At 45.4% G+C, this 15,393-nt stretch carries 15 protein-coding genes; 3 read left to right on the forward strand and 12 right to left on the reverse strand.

The window, feature by feature from the left end; all coding sequences use genetic code 11:
• Positions 1 to 18: 18 nt before the first annotated feature.
• Both MHB72_RS20645 and MHB72_RS20650 read right to left on the reverse strand, forming a co-directional pair.
• On the reverse strand, positions 19 to 1,188 hold the full coding sequence (locus MHB72_RS20645) for an FtsW/RodA/SpoVE family cell cycle protein (RefSeq protein WP_023857012.1): 1,170 nt from the start codon (positions 1,186 to 1,188) through the stop codon (positions 19 to 21).
• A 111-nt stretch (positions 1,189 to 1,299) separates the two neighbouring features.
• The gene (locus MHB72_RS20650; protein WP_023857011.1) at positions 1,300 to 2,484 is read right to left on the reverse strand and encodes an FtsW/RodA/SpoVE family cell cycle protein; all 1,185 of its coding nucleotides are present in this window, start codon (positions 2,482 to 2,484) and stop codon (positions 1,300 to 1,302) included.
• Positions 2,485 to 2,762: 278 nt separating this feature from the next.
• Between MHB72_RS20650 and MHB72_RS20655 the strand changes: the two genes are divergently transcribed.
• Positions 2,763 to 4,118, forward strand: coding sequence for a YjiH family protein (locus MHB72_RS20655; RefSeq protein WP_026580270.1), 1,356 nt, complete (start codon positions 2,763 to 2,765; stop codon positions 4,116 to 4,118).
• Positions 4,119 to 4,524: 406 nt separating this feature from the next.
• On the forward strand, positions 4,525 to 4,785 hold the full coding sequence (gene ywcE / locus MHB72_RS20660; protein WP_020453353.1) for a spore morphogenesis/germination protein YwcE: 261 nt from the start codon (positions 4,525 to 4,527) through the stop codon (positions 4,783 to 4,785).
• Between the two features lie 49 nt (positions 4,786 to 4,834).
• Here the strand turns inward: ywcE and MHB72_RS20665 are convergent, their stop codons facing one another.
• From MHB72_RS20665 to MHB72_RS20700, 8 genes are all read right to left on the reverse strand, one after another.
• Positions 4,835 to 6,034 (reverse strand): clostripain-related cysteine peptidase, encoded by a 1,200-nt coding sequence (locus MHB72_RS20665; protein WP_216919289.1) that lies wholly within the window; start codon positions 6,032 to 6,034, stop codon positions 4,835 to 4,837.
• 17 nt (positions 6,035 to 6,051) lie between these two features.
• Complete coding sequence (locus MHB72_RS20670) at positions 6,052 to 6,507, reverse strand: GNAT family N-acetyltransferase (protein WP_146874623.1); 456 nt, start codon at positions 6,505 to 6,507, stop codon at positions 6,052 to 6,054.
• Between the two features lie 11 nt (positions 6,508 to 6,518).
• Entirely contained in the window at positions 6,519 to 8,327 is a 1,809-nt protein-coding gene (locus tag MHB72_RS20675) for an ABC transporter ATP-binding protein (protein WP_216919288.1), read from the reverse strand.
• A complete protein-coding gene (locus tag MHB72_RS20680; protein WP_254121892.1) occupies positions 8,321 to 10,246 on the reverse strand; it encodes an ABC transporter ATP-binding protein in 1,926 nt (641 codons plus the stop codon). Before MHB72_RS20680 ends, MHB72_RS20675 begins: the two co-directional genes overlap by 7 nt.
• A gap of 42 nt (positions 10,247 to 10,288) precedes the next feature.
• The gene (locus MHB72_RS20685; protein WP_216919283.1) at positions 10,289 to 12,289 is read right to left on the reverse strand and encodes an asparagine synthase-related protein; all 2,001 of its coding nucleotides are present in this window, start codon (positions 12,287 to 12,289) and stop codon (positions 10,289 to 10,291) included.
• Positions 12,286 to 12,750 carry a lasso peptide biosynthesis B2 protein gene (locus MHB72_RS20690; RefSeq protein WP_216919281.1) on the reverse strand — a complete coding sequence of 155 codons (465 nt, stop codon included), beginning with the start codon at positions 12,748 to 12,750 and terminating at the stop codon, positions 12,286 to 12,288. Before MHB72_RS20690 ends, MHB72_RS20685 begins: the two co-directional genes overlap by 4 nt.
• Positions 12,750 to 13,022 carry a hypothetical protein gene (locus tag MHB72_RS20695; protein WP_026580277.1) on the reverse strand — a complete coding sequence of 91 codons (273 nt, stop codon included), beginning with the start codon at positions 13,020 to 13,022 and terminating at the stop codon, positions 12,750 to 12,752. The genes MHB72_RS20690 and MHB72_RS20695 overlap by 1 nt, the downstream gene beginning before the upstream one ends.
• A gap of 360 nt (positions 13,023 to 13,382) precedes the next feature.
• Positions 13,383 to 14,015 (reverse strand): response regulator transcription factor, encoded by a 633-nt coding sequence (locus MHB72_RS20700; RefSeq protein WP_026580278.1) that lies wholly within the window; start codon positions 14,013 to 14,015, stop codon positions 13,383 to 13,385.
• A 171-nt stretch (positions 14,016 to 14,186) separates the two neighbouring features.
• Here MHB72_RS20700 and MHB72_RS22940 point away from each other — a divergent pair, with 171 nt between their 5' ends.
• Positions 14,187 to 14,303, forward strand: a complete 117-nt coding sequence (locus MHB72_RS22940) for a lariocidin family lasso peptide (RefSeq protein ID WP_423734433.1) — start codon at positions 14,187 to 14,189, stop codon at positions 14,301 to 14,303.
• A gap of 99 nt (positions 14,304 to 14,402) precedes the next feature.
• Here MHB72_RS22940 and qoxD read toward each other — a convergent pair whose 3' ends face one another.
• Positions 14,403 to 14,768, reverse strand: a complete 366-nt coding sequence (gene qoxD / locus MHB72_RS20705; RefSeq protein ID WP_023857000.1) for a cytochrome aa3 quinol oxidase subunit IV — start codon at positions 14,766 to 14,768, stop codon at positions 14,403 to 14,405.
• Positions 14,768 to 15,382: a cytochrome aa3 quinol oxidase subunit III gene (gene qoxC, locus MHB72_RS20710; protein WP_023856999.1), complete on the reverse strand. Its 615-nt coding sequence runs from the start codon at positions 15,380 to 15,382 to the stop codon at positions 14,768 to 14,770. Before qoxC ends, qoxD begins: the two co-directional genes overlap by 1 nt.
• Between the last annotated feature and the right edge of the window lie 11 nt (positions 15,383 to 15,393).

Raw genomic sequence — 15,393 nt, forward strand, 5'->3', positions numbered from 1 at the left:
CTGATTCGGCTGTCTTTTTTACTTAAACATATACCCTTTATATTTTGTCAGCTGGCAGCTGGCGTTATAAACGATCGCATAGCCGATCAAAGCAGACAACACAGAGCTCCCTCCGTAGCTGATGAACAGAAGGGGAACGCCCGTAACCGGCATCAGTCCGACGTTCATTCCGATATTTTGGAATGTATGGATGACGATCAGCGCCGTATACCCAACACAGAAAAATGACGCAAACTTATTATAAGGATGTATCTTATCGATCAGCACGACAAGCCGGTAAATGAAAAGGAAAAACAGGATGACGACAAAAGTACAGCCAATAAAACCGAAACTTTCCCCGATGACGGCAAAGATGAAATCGGTTTGGCCTTCAGGAACGTAGACTTTCAAATTGTTCATACCCGTTCCGAAGATTTCTCCAGAGCCGATCGCCGTAACGGCCTTTTCGGTCTGATACGTATCGTTCGCGTCCTGCTGGCTCGAATCGACCCATGTCATCACCCGGTTGATCTGATATTGCTGGATGTGCAGCGTATCCTTCGAAAACTCCGGAAAATTGATCACCAAAAACAGAACGAGCAGTACGAGGGTGATTCCTGACCCCGCCACAATCGAAATCAGCTTCCAGTTCACACCTGATAAAAACACCATAACGGCGACAAAGAACATGCAGATACCGGCCGTACCGGCGTCCTGCATTAAAATCAAACCGACCGGAACCGCAGATACCCCTGCGATTTTCAGCAAAAGGTGAACATCCTCCTGCATCGAGCGCGAGCCTTTCGGACTTGCTTTGGAAATCACCGAAGCCAGCATCATAATCAGGCCGATTTTCATAAATTCCGACGGCTGCAGCGTGACCGAACCAAATTGAAACCAGCTTTTCGCTCCTTTGATAATCGGTGCGATCGACGTTGGACTGAACTTTAACACGATCAATGACAAGATGCCGAATAGATATATGTATATGCTGAATTTTTCAAGCTGCTCCAGATCAAAATAGAGAAAGCCGACGATCACCGAAATGCCGAGCAGATAAAAGAACAATTGCTTTGCCGGATAGCCCTTCAGTGAAAAAGACGGCTCTGCAGCGTAAACAGCGATCACACTGATTAAAAAGAACATGGCTAATATAAAAATCAAATCTCCCTGATAATAGGGACTTGTCGTATTTTTCTTCTGACCCATTGTACCCCGCCTTATTTCTTCATCAAAAGCACTAACTTTCATTATAACATGAACAACCGTTCACATTGCGAAAAAGGGTGAATAAAATAACAGCCTGCATGCATCAGGCTGTTATTTGAACATATAGCTTTGATACTTTGTTAACTGGCAGCTTGAATTGTAGACAACCGCGAAGCCGATCAAGGTTGCTACGACTGAGCTTCCTCCATAGCTGACCAAAAGCAGCGGGACGCCGGTCACGGGCATAATGCCGATATTCATTCCGATATTTTGAAAGGTATGAATGACAATTAAAGCGGTAAAGCCCGCACAGAAAAATGAGGCAAACCTGCTGAACGGATGTATTCGGTCTATGAGCACGACAAGCCGGTAAATTAGGAAGAAAAACATAATGACAACAAAAGTGCATCCGACAAACCCGAAGCTCTCGCCGATGACGGCAAAAATAAAGTCTGTTTGCGCCTCAGGTACATAGACTTGAAGATCGCTTACACCATTTCCAAATACTTTCCCCGAACCGATCGCCAGCTGCGCCCTTTCGACCTGCATTTTATCGTCGGCATTCTGTTCGCTCGGATTGACCCAGGTCATGACGCGGTTGATTTGGTATTGTTCAACCCCGAGTGCTCCCGCGACATCGGGAAATTTGATAATGACAAACAAAATCAAAACAATGACTGTAAGACCCGTTCCGAAGATGAGAGAAATCAATTTCCAGTTCACGCCCGACAGGAATACCATCACAAGAATGACAAACGCGACGATTCCGGCTGTACCCGTATCCTGTTCTAAAATCAAGCCGAACGGAACAATGATAATACCGGCGATTTTCAGCAGAAAGATGCAGTCTTCTTTCAACGTACGCTTGCCGACAGGCCCGTTTTTCGACATGAAGGAAGCCAAATACATGATCAGCCCGATTTTCATGAATTCCGACGGCTGCAGCGTAAACCCGGGAAGCATAAACCAGCTTTTGGCACCGTTGATAACCGGCGCAAACCTGTATGATCCGATATATGCCGGACTGAACTTTAACACGATCAGCATCAAAATCCCGAGCAGATAAAAATAAAAGCTGAGCTTTTCAAGCTGCTCCAAATCAAAATAAAGAAACACGATGATGATAAAGGCCCCCAGCAAATAGTAAAGGGACTGTTTCATCGCAAAGGGTTCATTATATTGATTAAACTGCTGAGCGGCGTACACAGCCACAACGCTTATGATAAAAAAGACAATATAGACAAAAATCAAATCCCCCTGATAAAAGGGATTTGTAATATTCTTTTTCTGACTCATTCGAAATCCCGCCCTTATAATATGACACGATGAAATAATCCAGGAAGACGGCATCCGCTTCCTCACAAATGATATGACGTACAAAAGAATAAAATGTTTCGATTTTATTGCGAACAAATTCCTATTCTATTTTAAAGGATTTTTCCAACTATTGTCGAATGTGATAAATTCATTGATTTTTGATTGATTTGTATTAAAATGAGTAATGTTGCATAAAATTAAACTTTTGCCTCCGGCAGAAGCGATACAGAATCACCAATTCATAAGGAGTTTTTCATTTGGATAAAGCACTTCAAAAGCGTAAACGGCTTGATCTCATAAAATTTTTGGTCCCTTCGCTTATCGGAATTATTCTGTTTATGATTCCCGTTAAAATCGAAGGAAATTTAACGATTCCAATTGCTGTCTTTTCAAATGCATTGCAGAAGCTGCTTCAGCAGCAATTGCCGTTAATCATGACGGTCATCGTAACCGCAACATTTATCTTAACCTTTATCACCAAAACCTTTCATCCGGCTTTCATTAAAAAAAGCGAGTTTTTCTATAACTTGCTGAATGTATCTTTATTTTGGTATATCGTCCGCCTGTTCGGCATGATTTTCGCAGTGATGGCATACTTTAAGATCGGCCCTGAAGCGGTATATGCCGACAGTACGGGCGGAACATTATTATTCAGCTTGCTGCCCGTTCTTTTCTCCGTCTTTTTATTTGCAGGCCTGTTTCTGCCATTTCTGTTGAACTTCGGCTTGCTTGAGCTGTGCGGCGCTTTGATGAAAAAGCTGATGAGGCCTGTCTTTAAGCTGCCGGGACGGTCATCGATCGATTGTATGGCCTCATGGCTCGGCGACGGCACGATCGGCGTGCTCCTGACAAGCAAACAGTATGAAGAAGGGTTCTACACGAAGCGTGAGGCCGCCGTCATCGGCACGACTTTCTCAGTCGTCTCCATCACGTTTTGCCTCGTGATTATTTCACAGGTTAACCTTGCCCATATGTTCGTTCCGTTTTATTTGACGATATTGCTGGCGGGTGCCGTAGCCGCGGTGATCAGCCCGCGGATTCCGCCTTTATCAAGAAAGGCTGATACTTATATTACAGACCAAGCGGATCAGGATCAAGAGGAGATTCCCGAAGGATACACTCCATTCCAATGGGGACTCAGCCGGGCTGTCGCAAAAGCAAAACAAAATACAAGCGTCAAAGATTTCTTGCAGGACGGAGCCAAAAACGTGCTCGATATGTGGATGGGCGTCGCTCCCGTCGTCATGGCGCTCGGCACAGCCGCACTGATTGTCGCTGAATATACACCTGTTTTCAAATGGCTCGGGCTGCCGTTCATTCCCCTTCTCGAACTGCTCCAGGTTCCTGAAGCCGCCGAGGCCTCACAAACGCTTGTCGTCGGGTTCGCCGACATGTTCCTTCCGTCTGTGCTCGGAAGCGGGATTGAAAGTGAAATGACCAGGTTCATCATCGCCTGTTTATCGGTTACACAATTAATCTACATGTCGGAAGTCGGCGGTCTTTTGCTCGGTTCCAAAATTCCGGTGACATTCCTTGACCTCGTCTTGATTTTTCTCGTTCGGACGCTGATTACGCTGCCTGTCATCGTACTGTGCGCCCACTTTATTTTTTAGACAAATAAGAGGCTCTCGGCGCCAAATGCCGAGAGCCTTTTTTGTTTAGAAAAAGTCGTTGATCCAAGGGGGCTGCGGCCTTATCGTGCGGTCCAGCCTGTCACTTTCTCTTCGTTTTCGGAATCCTGCCGGTTTCGTATAGGGAACGCGCGGTCTTGACTAACTTTTGCAGGATCAATTTCCTCCACGCATTTTCTCTCCTTCATCCTTTATGTCCTATTGAATCGCCGCGAAAATTGAGCCGATAGTTGGAGCGGAAAATGCTTTCCAGTATGTATCATTTTTCGAAGAACGTGGTATAATAAATGTAACAGAATGTTCACAAATTATTCTCCAATTAGACACAATTGTTGTTTCATTCCGCTTTTTTGGCAGCGCTATCATTATTGAAAGGGGCTGAAAACGCATGGATATGTTTTTCGCTTACTTGCTGATCGCAAGCGCCACTCCTTTATTTTTATGGCTGGACAACAAAAAGGTCGCAATTTCTTCTATTCCGCCAATCATTTTAATGTGGGTCTTCTTCTTTTTCTATATGACCAGCAGCCTTTCTCCTACAGGACACTCTCTCATGATCGTACTCTTTATTCTCAACGTTGTCATCGCCCATGTCGCCGCTTTCATCATTTACGGACTTCCATTGATTCGAAAGCACATGAGCCGATAAAAAAGTGCCGGTTGTTCCGCCGGCGCTTTTTTTGCTGTAAGAGACACCATTATAGATCAAAGTTAAATGCTGAATGGGAGTAATCTTTGATGAATGTTTGATACCGGCCGCTGAAATCAAGTAGGTTGTATATTTTTGATTTTTCTGCAAACCGCTTTTGGTTGTCTCTGGCCGGATAATAAACGGACATGCCGCTTCCTCTCGGGTGCTCAGGAGACTTGATGTTCATGATGACAGCCTTTTTGACGGATTTTACGACCTCTTTTGCTTCTTTCTCAGCTCCGATCTGCTGGCCGATCAAGCTTGACAGATCCGCCAAATCAACCATATCCGATTCATCTGCATAATCTTCGGCTGCGAGACGAGCGTAGTGAAGCAGGCGCTTTCCATCCGGCTCTTTCAATGCCCGGTTCATGCTTAAGCTCAACCTGTCGAGGGCATCGACAGCGCCTTTGACGCGGTTCAATTGAATTAAAGACTGCTGCAGGTCTTCTGTTTCACCGTTTTCTTTTGACTGCTTTATGTAGCCTGCCGCGATTTCCCTGCCAAGCTCTTTCGGATCGATTGAAGGGTCGTCTTGAACAGACTGCAGCGCATATTTGTAATCCCAGCCGTTTTGATTCGTATAGTCGACTGAAGCCAGCATGTACTTTCCATAATCCCTCAAGGCATATGCCGTTTCAATCCCGGCCATTTTACAGTTGTCAAAACCGATTAAATCAAACTTTTGCTTCGTATGTTCATAGGCCTTTTTGATTCCCGACTGGAGCTCGCTTATTTTCATTTTTTTATTGCCGAAGTTTTCGTCTCCCCCGTAGCCGTCAACGGAGCCAAGCCCATGCCCCCAGAAGATCAATACATATTTTTTAGCCGGGTATGTTTTGACTCCCCATGTGATAAAATCTGTGACGGAGCCGGGACTGTCCATATTTGTCTTCCCGATATTTTCGAGGGGCGCCAGCTTCTGATGTTCGACTTTCCACCTCTGATTCACCTTGTGACTGATCGACGGGTTCGCCCATTTTTTTGCTCCTCCTGTCTGAAGAACGACATTGACGTTTAAAGATGAACCCGCATCCATCATTTCCTGAATGTCATCGCTTGCCATATGAAAATCGCTTTCCATGTCAGAACCAATCATATATACAAGAATAGTGTAGTCGTCTTTTTCTTTTAATAGAGCGGCTGATGCCGGCTGAAAAAAGGCGACTGAAATAACGGAAACCACAATCCATTTGATCAAGTTCATCTTCTTATGCTCCTTATTTAAGATTCCGGGAAATAAATAAGAGAGTAGTAGCCGTCCTCGTCCGGCTGTTCATGTTCCAATGAATATCCAACGGATCGGAAGCACGCTAAGCACCTCTCGTTATCCTCTTCAATTCCGGCAAACCATTTGTTGATCCGGCTCATTTCCGGCAATGCCATCGTCCTTTTGATGAGCGCTTTTCCATATCCCCCTCCGCGCAAAAACGGATCGACTACAAGGGCAATGTTCCCGGTCAAGTCCTCCTCAACTTCAACCATGACAACGCCGACAGGCTTGCCGTCCTCTAAAGCCGCCCATACCCGGTAGTTTTCATTCCCGTCTGCAAAATTGAACCACTCGTCAAGCGGCATCATCCCTTCCAGCCGCCTTTTCACTTCTGCATCCTCAAACCAAGTCTGCAGCCATTCAATATCTTCTTTTCGAAACAGACGTAGTTCTTCTATATTGCTCATTGTTTTCTCCTTTACTGCGCGTATTTTTCAGCCTGCAGGCGATACAGCTCTGCATACTGGGCCTGATTTTTCATCAATTCTTGATGGGTGCCGGCCTCCGCTACCCTTCCTTTTTCTAAAAATACGATGTGATCGGCAAAACGGGCCGTGCTTAACCGGTGCGAGACAATAATGACTGTTTTGCCTTGCGTCAGCTTTTGCAGCTTATCAAATATCTCTTCCTCAATAAACACATCCAGCGCAGAGGAGGGTTCATCGAATATCAAAATGTCGGCAGACTCATCACGCATAAATGCGCGGGATATGGCGATCCGCTGCCATTCTCCCCCCGACAAATTCCTGCCGCCGAACAGTCTGCCAAGCTCTGTTTCATAACCGTCTTCAAGCTTATGTAAAAACTGATCCACTCCGCCGAAGGCCGAAGCACTTTTTATTTTAGCCAAGTCGGTGCAAGAAGAAATGTCGCCCAAGCCGATATTGTATTTCAATGTCATTTCGTACCGTAAAAAATCCTGAAACACAGCCGCGGCATTTGACCGGTAATGTTCAATATCATACTTATAAAGCGGTAAACCATTATAAGAGATCGTGCCTTGATTAGGATCAAAATAACGCAGGAGCAATTTAACGAGTGTGCTTTTGCCTGATCCGTTTTCTCCCACGAGAACGGTCGTCTTATTCAATGGAATATCGAGCTTATGAATATCAAGAACCGTTTTGGTTCCATCATAAGAAAATTCCACTTGATCACATGTAAATCCTTTTTCCTTTTGAGCAGCTGGGGCGGTTTCCCCATTTTCCATGGCATTTTTGCTGTTTAAAAAGGAATGAACATTTCCGAGGTGCCTCGTTTCTCTTGCACCGATCGCAAACGCAGCGAACATTTCATTGATTCCTTCGTTGAACTGAACCGCGGCTCCGATAAACAGCATCACATCCCCGATGGACAACCGACCATAAAAAGCCTGGTGAACGATGTAAATCAGAACGGCACCTGCGGCCAAAGATTGTAATACCGACCAGAACAGCTGATACAGCGCCAGTTTTTTTTGATCGTTGGACAGCGTATGGAGGAGCTCCATCGAGGTGTTTTTATAAAAAGATTTAAAAAAAGGAACAAGATTGTATATCTTGACCTCTCCGGCTGTTTCAGACATGAGAGGGACACCTGCATAATATTCCGCGCGCCGTCTCAGTTCCTGAACCTCTTTCCGTCCTTCAAAGGTCGCGTTGTTTAATTTCGCCTCCCAGTACAGTTTAGGAACGGCCAATATGAGAAACAGCAGCGGCACCCACGGTGCAGACATGCCGATCAGTAAACTGCTGGCTGCAATCATCACCATTCCGCCGAAGGTTTGAGACACGATGGAAACCCACATCGTGACAAAATATTCATTATAGCGGATGATTTGTGTATTGGTATGAAAAGATGCGTCTTCAAAAGCCGCGATATCAGGAATGGAAATTGCCTTTTTCATGAGCATTTCATCAAGATAAGCTTCGAGCTTGGCGGTAAGGAGCCTTTTCTGCATTTCAGCCACAGGCTGAAGGGCATCTACGATCAGCGTAAAAGCAATGTATGCAAAGGCCGCCCAAACAAGCGCATTCCAAGAAGACAGCTCAAACGGCGCCCGTGCAATCTCATCGATCACCTCTGCACTCAGCCAGACTAGGAGCGGTCCGAGCATTGCATTCAGCAGTGTAATAAAAAATAGAACAGCCGACTTAAAAGGGTCGCAGCGCCAAAACAACGATAAACCATAAAAGATGATGGAAGCGGTTTGAGGCAGCTTTTTGAAAAAGGAACAAAATTTCAGCAATATACCTCATCCTTCCCCTGAAACGATTTGGCCTGCATGCGGAACATTCTGCTGTATTCCCCGTTCTTGTCCATAAGTTCCTGATGGCTTCCCTCTTCCGCAATTCTTCCGTTTTTCAAAACCAGTATGCGGTCAGCCATTTTTACCGTACTGAACCGATGGGAAATCATGATCACCGTTTTTCCCTCTGTGAAGCTGTGAAATTGCCGAAAAATATCATACTCAGCCCGAATATCCAAAGATGCGGCCGGCTCGTCCAAGATGACAAGTCCGGCATCTTTCATAAACGATCTGGCTAAAGCAATCCGCTGCCATTGGCCTCCCGAAAAATCGGTGCCCCCCCATTCAGGGCCGATCATTGTTTCCAGCCCTTCAGGCAACTCTTCGATGATTGGTTCCAGCTTAGCGGACCGGGCGGCGGCGCGAAGTTTTTCTTCATCACCTAAAGCTTCCGTTCGGCCTACCGCGATATTGTACCGGAGTGACAATTCGTACTTACCAAATTCCTGAAACACGACCGCCATCTTGTTTCTCAGCTCTTGAAGATCGATCTTGCGGATGTCTTTGCCGTTCACTTTAATCTCACCCTCATCATATTCATAAAAACGGCAGAGCAGTTTGATGAGCGTTGTTTTCCCCGATCCATTCGCCCCTACAATGGCAATTCTTTCTCCCGGTGATACTGAAAAGCTGATTCGATTTAGAACATCGCCTGTGTGCATGTCATTCGGTTCAGGCTGCTCGTCGTGTTCCCGCATTTCTTCATCTTCAAGCTCATCGAGCATATCCAAATCTTCCTCATTCACATCAGCTTCATTTTCCCGGGAGCCGGCAGCCGCTTCTCTGAAAGGATAGCGGAAGGTGACATTTTTGAATTCGACTGCCAGCGGTCCTGCGTCCCCGAGAGATTCGCCATTGGAAGGAAGCCTGATATCCTTTTCGGCGTTCATAAAAAGAAAAAAGTCTCTTCCCATTCTCCATATATCCAACGTATCTGCACCTTCCTTGGCGATATCCCGGAGAGCCGTTGATAATTGGAACACGGCCCCCAAGTACAACGATATATCCCCCACAGAAAAACTGTTTGAATGGGATTGGGACAGAATCCAAAAGTACCCCAAACCCGTCCCCGCCCCCGATAAGAAACCCGTTAAAACCGACCAGCGCGCGCTTCTGACTTGAATATTCCGCAGCACAGAATACAAGCCTTTAAAAGCAGATTGATATAAATCAAGAAAGAAAGATCCCAAGCCAAACAGGCGTACTTCTTTGGCGGATCGTCTCCCGAGCAGAATGTGGCGAGCATATGCGGCCCTCCTTCTGACAGGGGCGTAATCCTTGTGATATTCCCACTCCATTTCATTGTAATGATTATGGACAAAAGCGAATGGAGCGGTAGATAAAATGAGGATGACAGCAAGAATTGGCGACAGATAGGCAATAATTAAAACAACGCCCGCCAAAGACATAACGGCTGTCACCAAGTTCGAACTGATATTAATGAATTGGGAAGGAAGCCATGTCGAGCGATCCCGCAGTGTTTCCAGCCGGTCCCTGTACTTTGGATCCTCAAAAAAACGCATCCCCGGAATGCGGTCAAAAGCGTCGATTAACAAACTGTTGACTGTGATCATCGACCTCTCAGAAAGCATGGCCTTCACCCATTTTTCCAATGATTTAACGACACTGATCATGACCAGGCTTCCCGCATAAATGACAGCCCATATTTCCGCATAGATGACCGCTTCCTGCTCGACAATGCCGTCGATCATTTGCTTTGAAGCGTACAATTGGATTAAAGGTGCTCCGGCTTCGATCAGCATGAAGATAACCATGCAAATCATCAGCCGCGGACCGGATTTCCAGACCATTTTCCCAAGCAGGCCCGCCGTTTGCAGCGGCTCTTGAATATGCTTCATCTTCCACACATGCTTCACCTTCATTTTCTATACCTATTGTGGTCATTGATACGAGTATATTTTGGCTTTCTCCGGCGTATTGACGGTTTCGATATCAGCCATGACCCTTGGTTTTCCAGGACGGCTCCGGTCGAGAAGGTGCTCCTTCCCCTTGGATGCTTCCCTGAGCCATATTTCCAAGTCAATGACAGATCTCATGTACTGATAGCCCATGCCCAGATCATTATTTGGATCTTCAGAGCGAATAGCCATAGCCAGCAAGTGTTTCCACCATATACCGCGCTTAATGATGCCGAGCTCTTCAACAAAGACGCGCTCTCCCGGTTCAAATAGCTGAAGAACGTGTCTGCGGTCATTCATAAAGCTTTTCCTGGCCATATGGGCATATGTTGTTTTCGTTGATCTGTTATAAACATAGGCAGGCAGGATATCGGTGAAAGATTTGCGAAGAAGCATTTTAGAGCCTGCATAATGTTCTTCAAGCCCTTTTAAAACATCAAAATGCTGTTCAGGCGGTACGGAAAATGAAAATTCGATCAGCCTCCGATCCAAAAACGGATGGTACGTAGGCAATGTCACACCAACAGCATCCATGTACCTCGCTCTCGGCCACAAAAAGTCATAATGGAACCTCTTACCCCACACCGAGAGCTCCCGGCTTTTTCGATAGCGAAGATGATCCTCCTTATTGATCTCCCGTTCTCTCTTTCGGTGTTCTTCAGTAAAATATTCAGGCAGCTCATATTCCGTATCTGACCACAGCAGGTCGTAATAGAGCTTTTCTCCGATATAAGGCATGAAAGGGGCGATTCCGTATTGAAATCCCAGCTTCAGCATCTCTTTCATGCTGCCGCCTGACCATTCGCGAAGCAATTTGTAGATTTCAGAAAACCGTCTCTGCCGAAGCAGAGAATCGATCACTGACACTTCTCCGCTAAAAATGAAATCCCCGCCCTCACCCGTCAGGACAGACGAAGCACCATACTCCTCAGCGATCACTGTAAAAGTCTCATTAACCAGTGAATTGGCTCTCGGATCAGGACCGTCTACAAACCAAAGCGGATCACGCCCGATTTCCGCGTTTGGAATTTTGGCTGTGGCGTCTCCGAGAATGATCAGGCCGGGAATATCCATATCGCGCATCATATTTTTTACAAGGTCCTTGTCATGGCTTAATATCATGTCAGGTTCGGCAAATGATATATTGACGGCCAGCAGCTGTTCCTTCCGTCCGCCTGCAATTGCGGCGGCGGTTACGGCAGCTGAATCCAGTCCGCCGCTTAATTCGACAATATGCTTTTCATCTTTTAAACGATCTGCTGTCACTTCCTGAAAAAGCTCCCGGAACCGCGGAACTGCGTCTCCAGCAAGATCTTTCCCGTTTAACAGCTGCGAAAGTCCCCAATAGCTGTGCGCATGAACCGCATGATCCCGGCCAAGAAAAGCGTAGGACGCCGCAGGCACTTTGCGTATTCCTTTAAAAAACGTCCGATCTTCAAAGCCGTTTTCTCCTACAGCAAAGCCTGAAGTAGGAAACATTCTGCACACATTTTGATCGATCGCAAAAGGAATGTCATGAACAAGCAAAAGGATGCGCAAGTCATTCGCTGCAAACCATTCTCCTTTCGGACTGACCCAGTAGTAAACAGGACGGGTTGCGTATATATCAGTCGCCAAAACAAGGCTATGTAGACTGTCATCCCACCACATCATCGTAAATTCGCCATGCGAGTGAGACAGCATGGCAGCTTGATCCTGCTTCAAAGACCCGTACAGCTTGTCATATTGTTCAATCTTTCGGGTGCCATCCGATTTTGCGTTAAGACCGCCGCTGATCCAGCCGTCTAAGATGACGGGATGCAAAAGATTTATTTGAGTTGTAGGTCTAAAAGCTTCATCGTATCGGATATGCGCTTCAGCCATGTTGGCGATCCCGCGGCTGTAGCTGTGAATCCGTTCCACCCGTCCCCATTTCTTGACGGCGGAAACCCACTCATGCCATGCAACGGTGTTGTCTCCCTGCATTCCAAACCATACTTTCATACTAGAGATAACACCCACCTTTCAGCGTAAGCGCTCATCTTATACGTCTGTAAAACTTTTAAACCCTTATTTTTATGATTCGGATCGATCGATTTGCCGTTTTCCGTTTGAACCCACGCATGAGAAAACAGCTTGTCATCAATTTTCTTGACCCCGATCATGAGATCAGCATCAAACCCATTGCTGAATAATATAGATTGAATCGTTAATGCAATAGAAACGCATGAAGTAACCAAATGGTCGTCTTCATCAAGCGAATATAAATATTCGCCGTTCTGGTGCAGTTCGTCTATATCAAGCAGCCCTGCACCTCTTTGCTGTGCGCTTGCATACAGCGGAAACAGATGGATCGCAATTTTTTCATAAGCTTCTTCAAAATCATGATTTAACAGCATCATACGTACAAAAGCATGAACGGTTGTAAAATATTCGTGATTTTTGACAAGCGCTCTTTTTTTCATCAGCTTTTATCCTCTATTTCAATCAGCTTATGATGTGTCAGTTCCTGTATCGCCTCATTTAATATCGCTGACAGTTCTTCCTCTGTCTGATCGAACGCCGATTGCCACTTGATTAGAATGTCTTTTTTATCCTTTCGCTCATTTTCAATTTCGATCCACAGCTCTTTTAAAGCCCCTTCCAATCCGAAATACTGCCCATTGTCCAGGTTTAGGACGATGCATTCATTTTCCAACACGGTTGTCGCTGTCTCTTGATTTCGAATAATTTTCAAAAATTAGACCTCCCCGGTATGCATGATTTCAGAAAAATAAAGGAGAAGAGAGCCGGCAAGCTCTCTTTCAGCACTTTATGCATGATGTTCTTTCCACGCCCTAGGCGAATGCCGTTATCATTTCAGCTTTGGAGCGTTTTAAAAAGAGTCTGCAATGCGACGATACCCCTGAATTTACCAACTGACCACATGAATCAGATTATCACAGGACAATATCAAAAAAACCGCAAAAAACTACCGAAAACCGACATGAATAGCCAATGGCATCAATGGGCCATTATTACGGGATTTATTCGGAGGAAAAAGAAAAAGAGAGCCTATCGACTCTCTTTTGCAGGGAAAAGCAAATATATACTTTGTCTAAACTTTCTGCTTGATCAAATTAAGCATCGTTCCTTTTTTTACTGCGCAGTACCGTGACGTTACTTTGAGCTTTTTATAGATTTTGCTCAAGTGATACTCTACGTTGCGCGTCGACATTTGTAGGTCTGCTGCGATCTCTTTATTTGTTTTACCGCTGGCCACCTTCTGCAAAATATCCAGTTCTGTGTCTGTTAAATGCTCGTCCACCGCGAGATCCGAGTCGAGCCTCAGTTTTTGCAGCAAGCCATCGGGAAATAACACAGCCCCTTTTAAACACAATAAAATACTCGAAGCAATCATGCTGTCTGTATACGATTTATCGATAAACCCTTTAACTCCGGCCTCAATCAGCTTATTAAAATATGAGTGAATTTCATCTCCCGAAAACATAATGATAATTTTGGATTGAGGTGCGGTTTCCAGCGTTTTAAGAGACAGTTCCAACCCGTTCATCCCCGGCATTTTTAAATCATAAAGAAAAACGTCTATATGTACCTCTTGATTTTTTAAGAGGTCGAGAGCTTCATTTCCTTCGTGGCAAACGATGACATCCATATTATATTTTTTTAAGATTTCCTTCATTCCGGATGTCAGAACCCTGTAGTCGTCTACTAACAACACGCGTATCATCAGTAACACTCTCCTTAAATCAGTTTCCTCCGAACAAATACCGCAATAAAAACCCTATGAATAGAATTGAAGGATGATGTCGGGTTTTAGTGCCTTTTTGTGGTTTTTACCACTTTATTCTATGATAGCATGAATATGTAATCAACTGGAAGTAATAAGGAGGTGACACAGATGCGCAAATTGGAAACTGCACAAGTTAAAAACTATGGTACATTCCTGACTGTTACTCTTTCTAAAAAGAGCAAGCCGGGCGACGGCAAATTCGGCCGCGGCGTAAAACGCGGTTAAGAGTGTATGAGAAAGAGAGAGCCTGTGGCTCTCTCTTTTTCCGTTCAGCAACCAAAAAAGAGTGCGGATCGTTGAAATCCGCACTCTTTTGCCAATCAATTAATGTCCGCTGTGCTCAGAATGTTTTGCACCTGGAGTACCGCCCTCAGGGTTGTCTCCGTGATAGTTGTGAGCAGCGAAGATCCAGACGGAACCGGCAATAATCGCAACCGCAATAAATGCGGCAAACAGCGTATTCCCGACTTGGATTTTGCCGCTGTCACTTTCAGTCATATGCATAAACATTAAGAGCTGAAGTCCAGCTTGGATGATCGCAAAACCGAAAATAATCCACAGCTTTGCAGCCATGCTTAAGTCCGTATAGATCACCCACAAGGCCAATAAGGTCAGCACAATGGACAACACGAACCCGACAATATGCTTCCAAGGAAAGTGGCTGTGTTCAGCCGATTGTTTTGCTGCCATTATACATTCACCAACCCTATCAAATAGACGCCGGTAAAGATGAAAATCCATACCACGTCTAAGAAGTGCCAATACAAACTTGAGATAAACAGCTTAGCAGACGTTTGCGGGGTTAGGCCGCGCTTTTTCGTCTGAAGCAAAATGCCGATAATCCAGAAGATACCGATCGATACGTGCAGTCCGTGTGTTCCCAATAGAACAAAGAAAGATGACCAGTAAGCACTTGTCGATAAAGTGGCACCTTCGTGTACATAATGATTGAACTCATAAAGCTCATAGCTGACAAACCCAGCACCGAGCAACAGGGTAATGATCATCCAGATCATCACGCCTTTCAAACTGCCGCGGCGCATCTCATGCACTGCGATGCCGCATGTGAAACTGCTCGTTAACAGCAGGAACGTCATGATTAAAACGAGCTTTGCGTCGAACAGTTCTGCCGGCAGTACGCCCCCCGCTGTTCTGTTATGAAGAACAGCATAGGTCGCAAATAACGTAGAGAATAAAGCAATCTCCGCTCCAAGAAAAATCCAAAAGCCAAGGATATTCAACCTTCCGATTTCAGAACGGTATTCCATAGGAGCGTTAGAATTGCTGTGTTCTGCATGTTCCATCAATCCCGCCT

Origin of the sequence: Bacillus sp. FSL K6-1284 (assembly GCF_038002625.1) — a bacterium.
Lineage (GTDB): Bacteria > Bacillota > Bacilli > Bacillales > Bacillaceae > Bacillus > Bacillus paralicheniformis.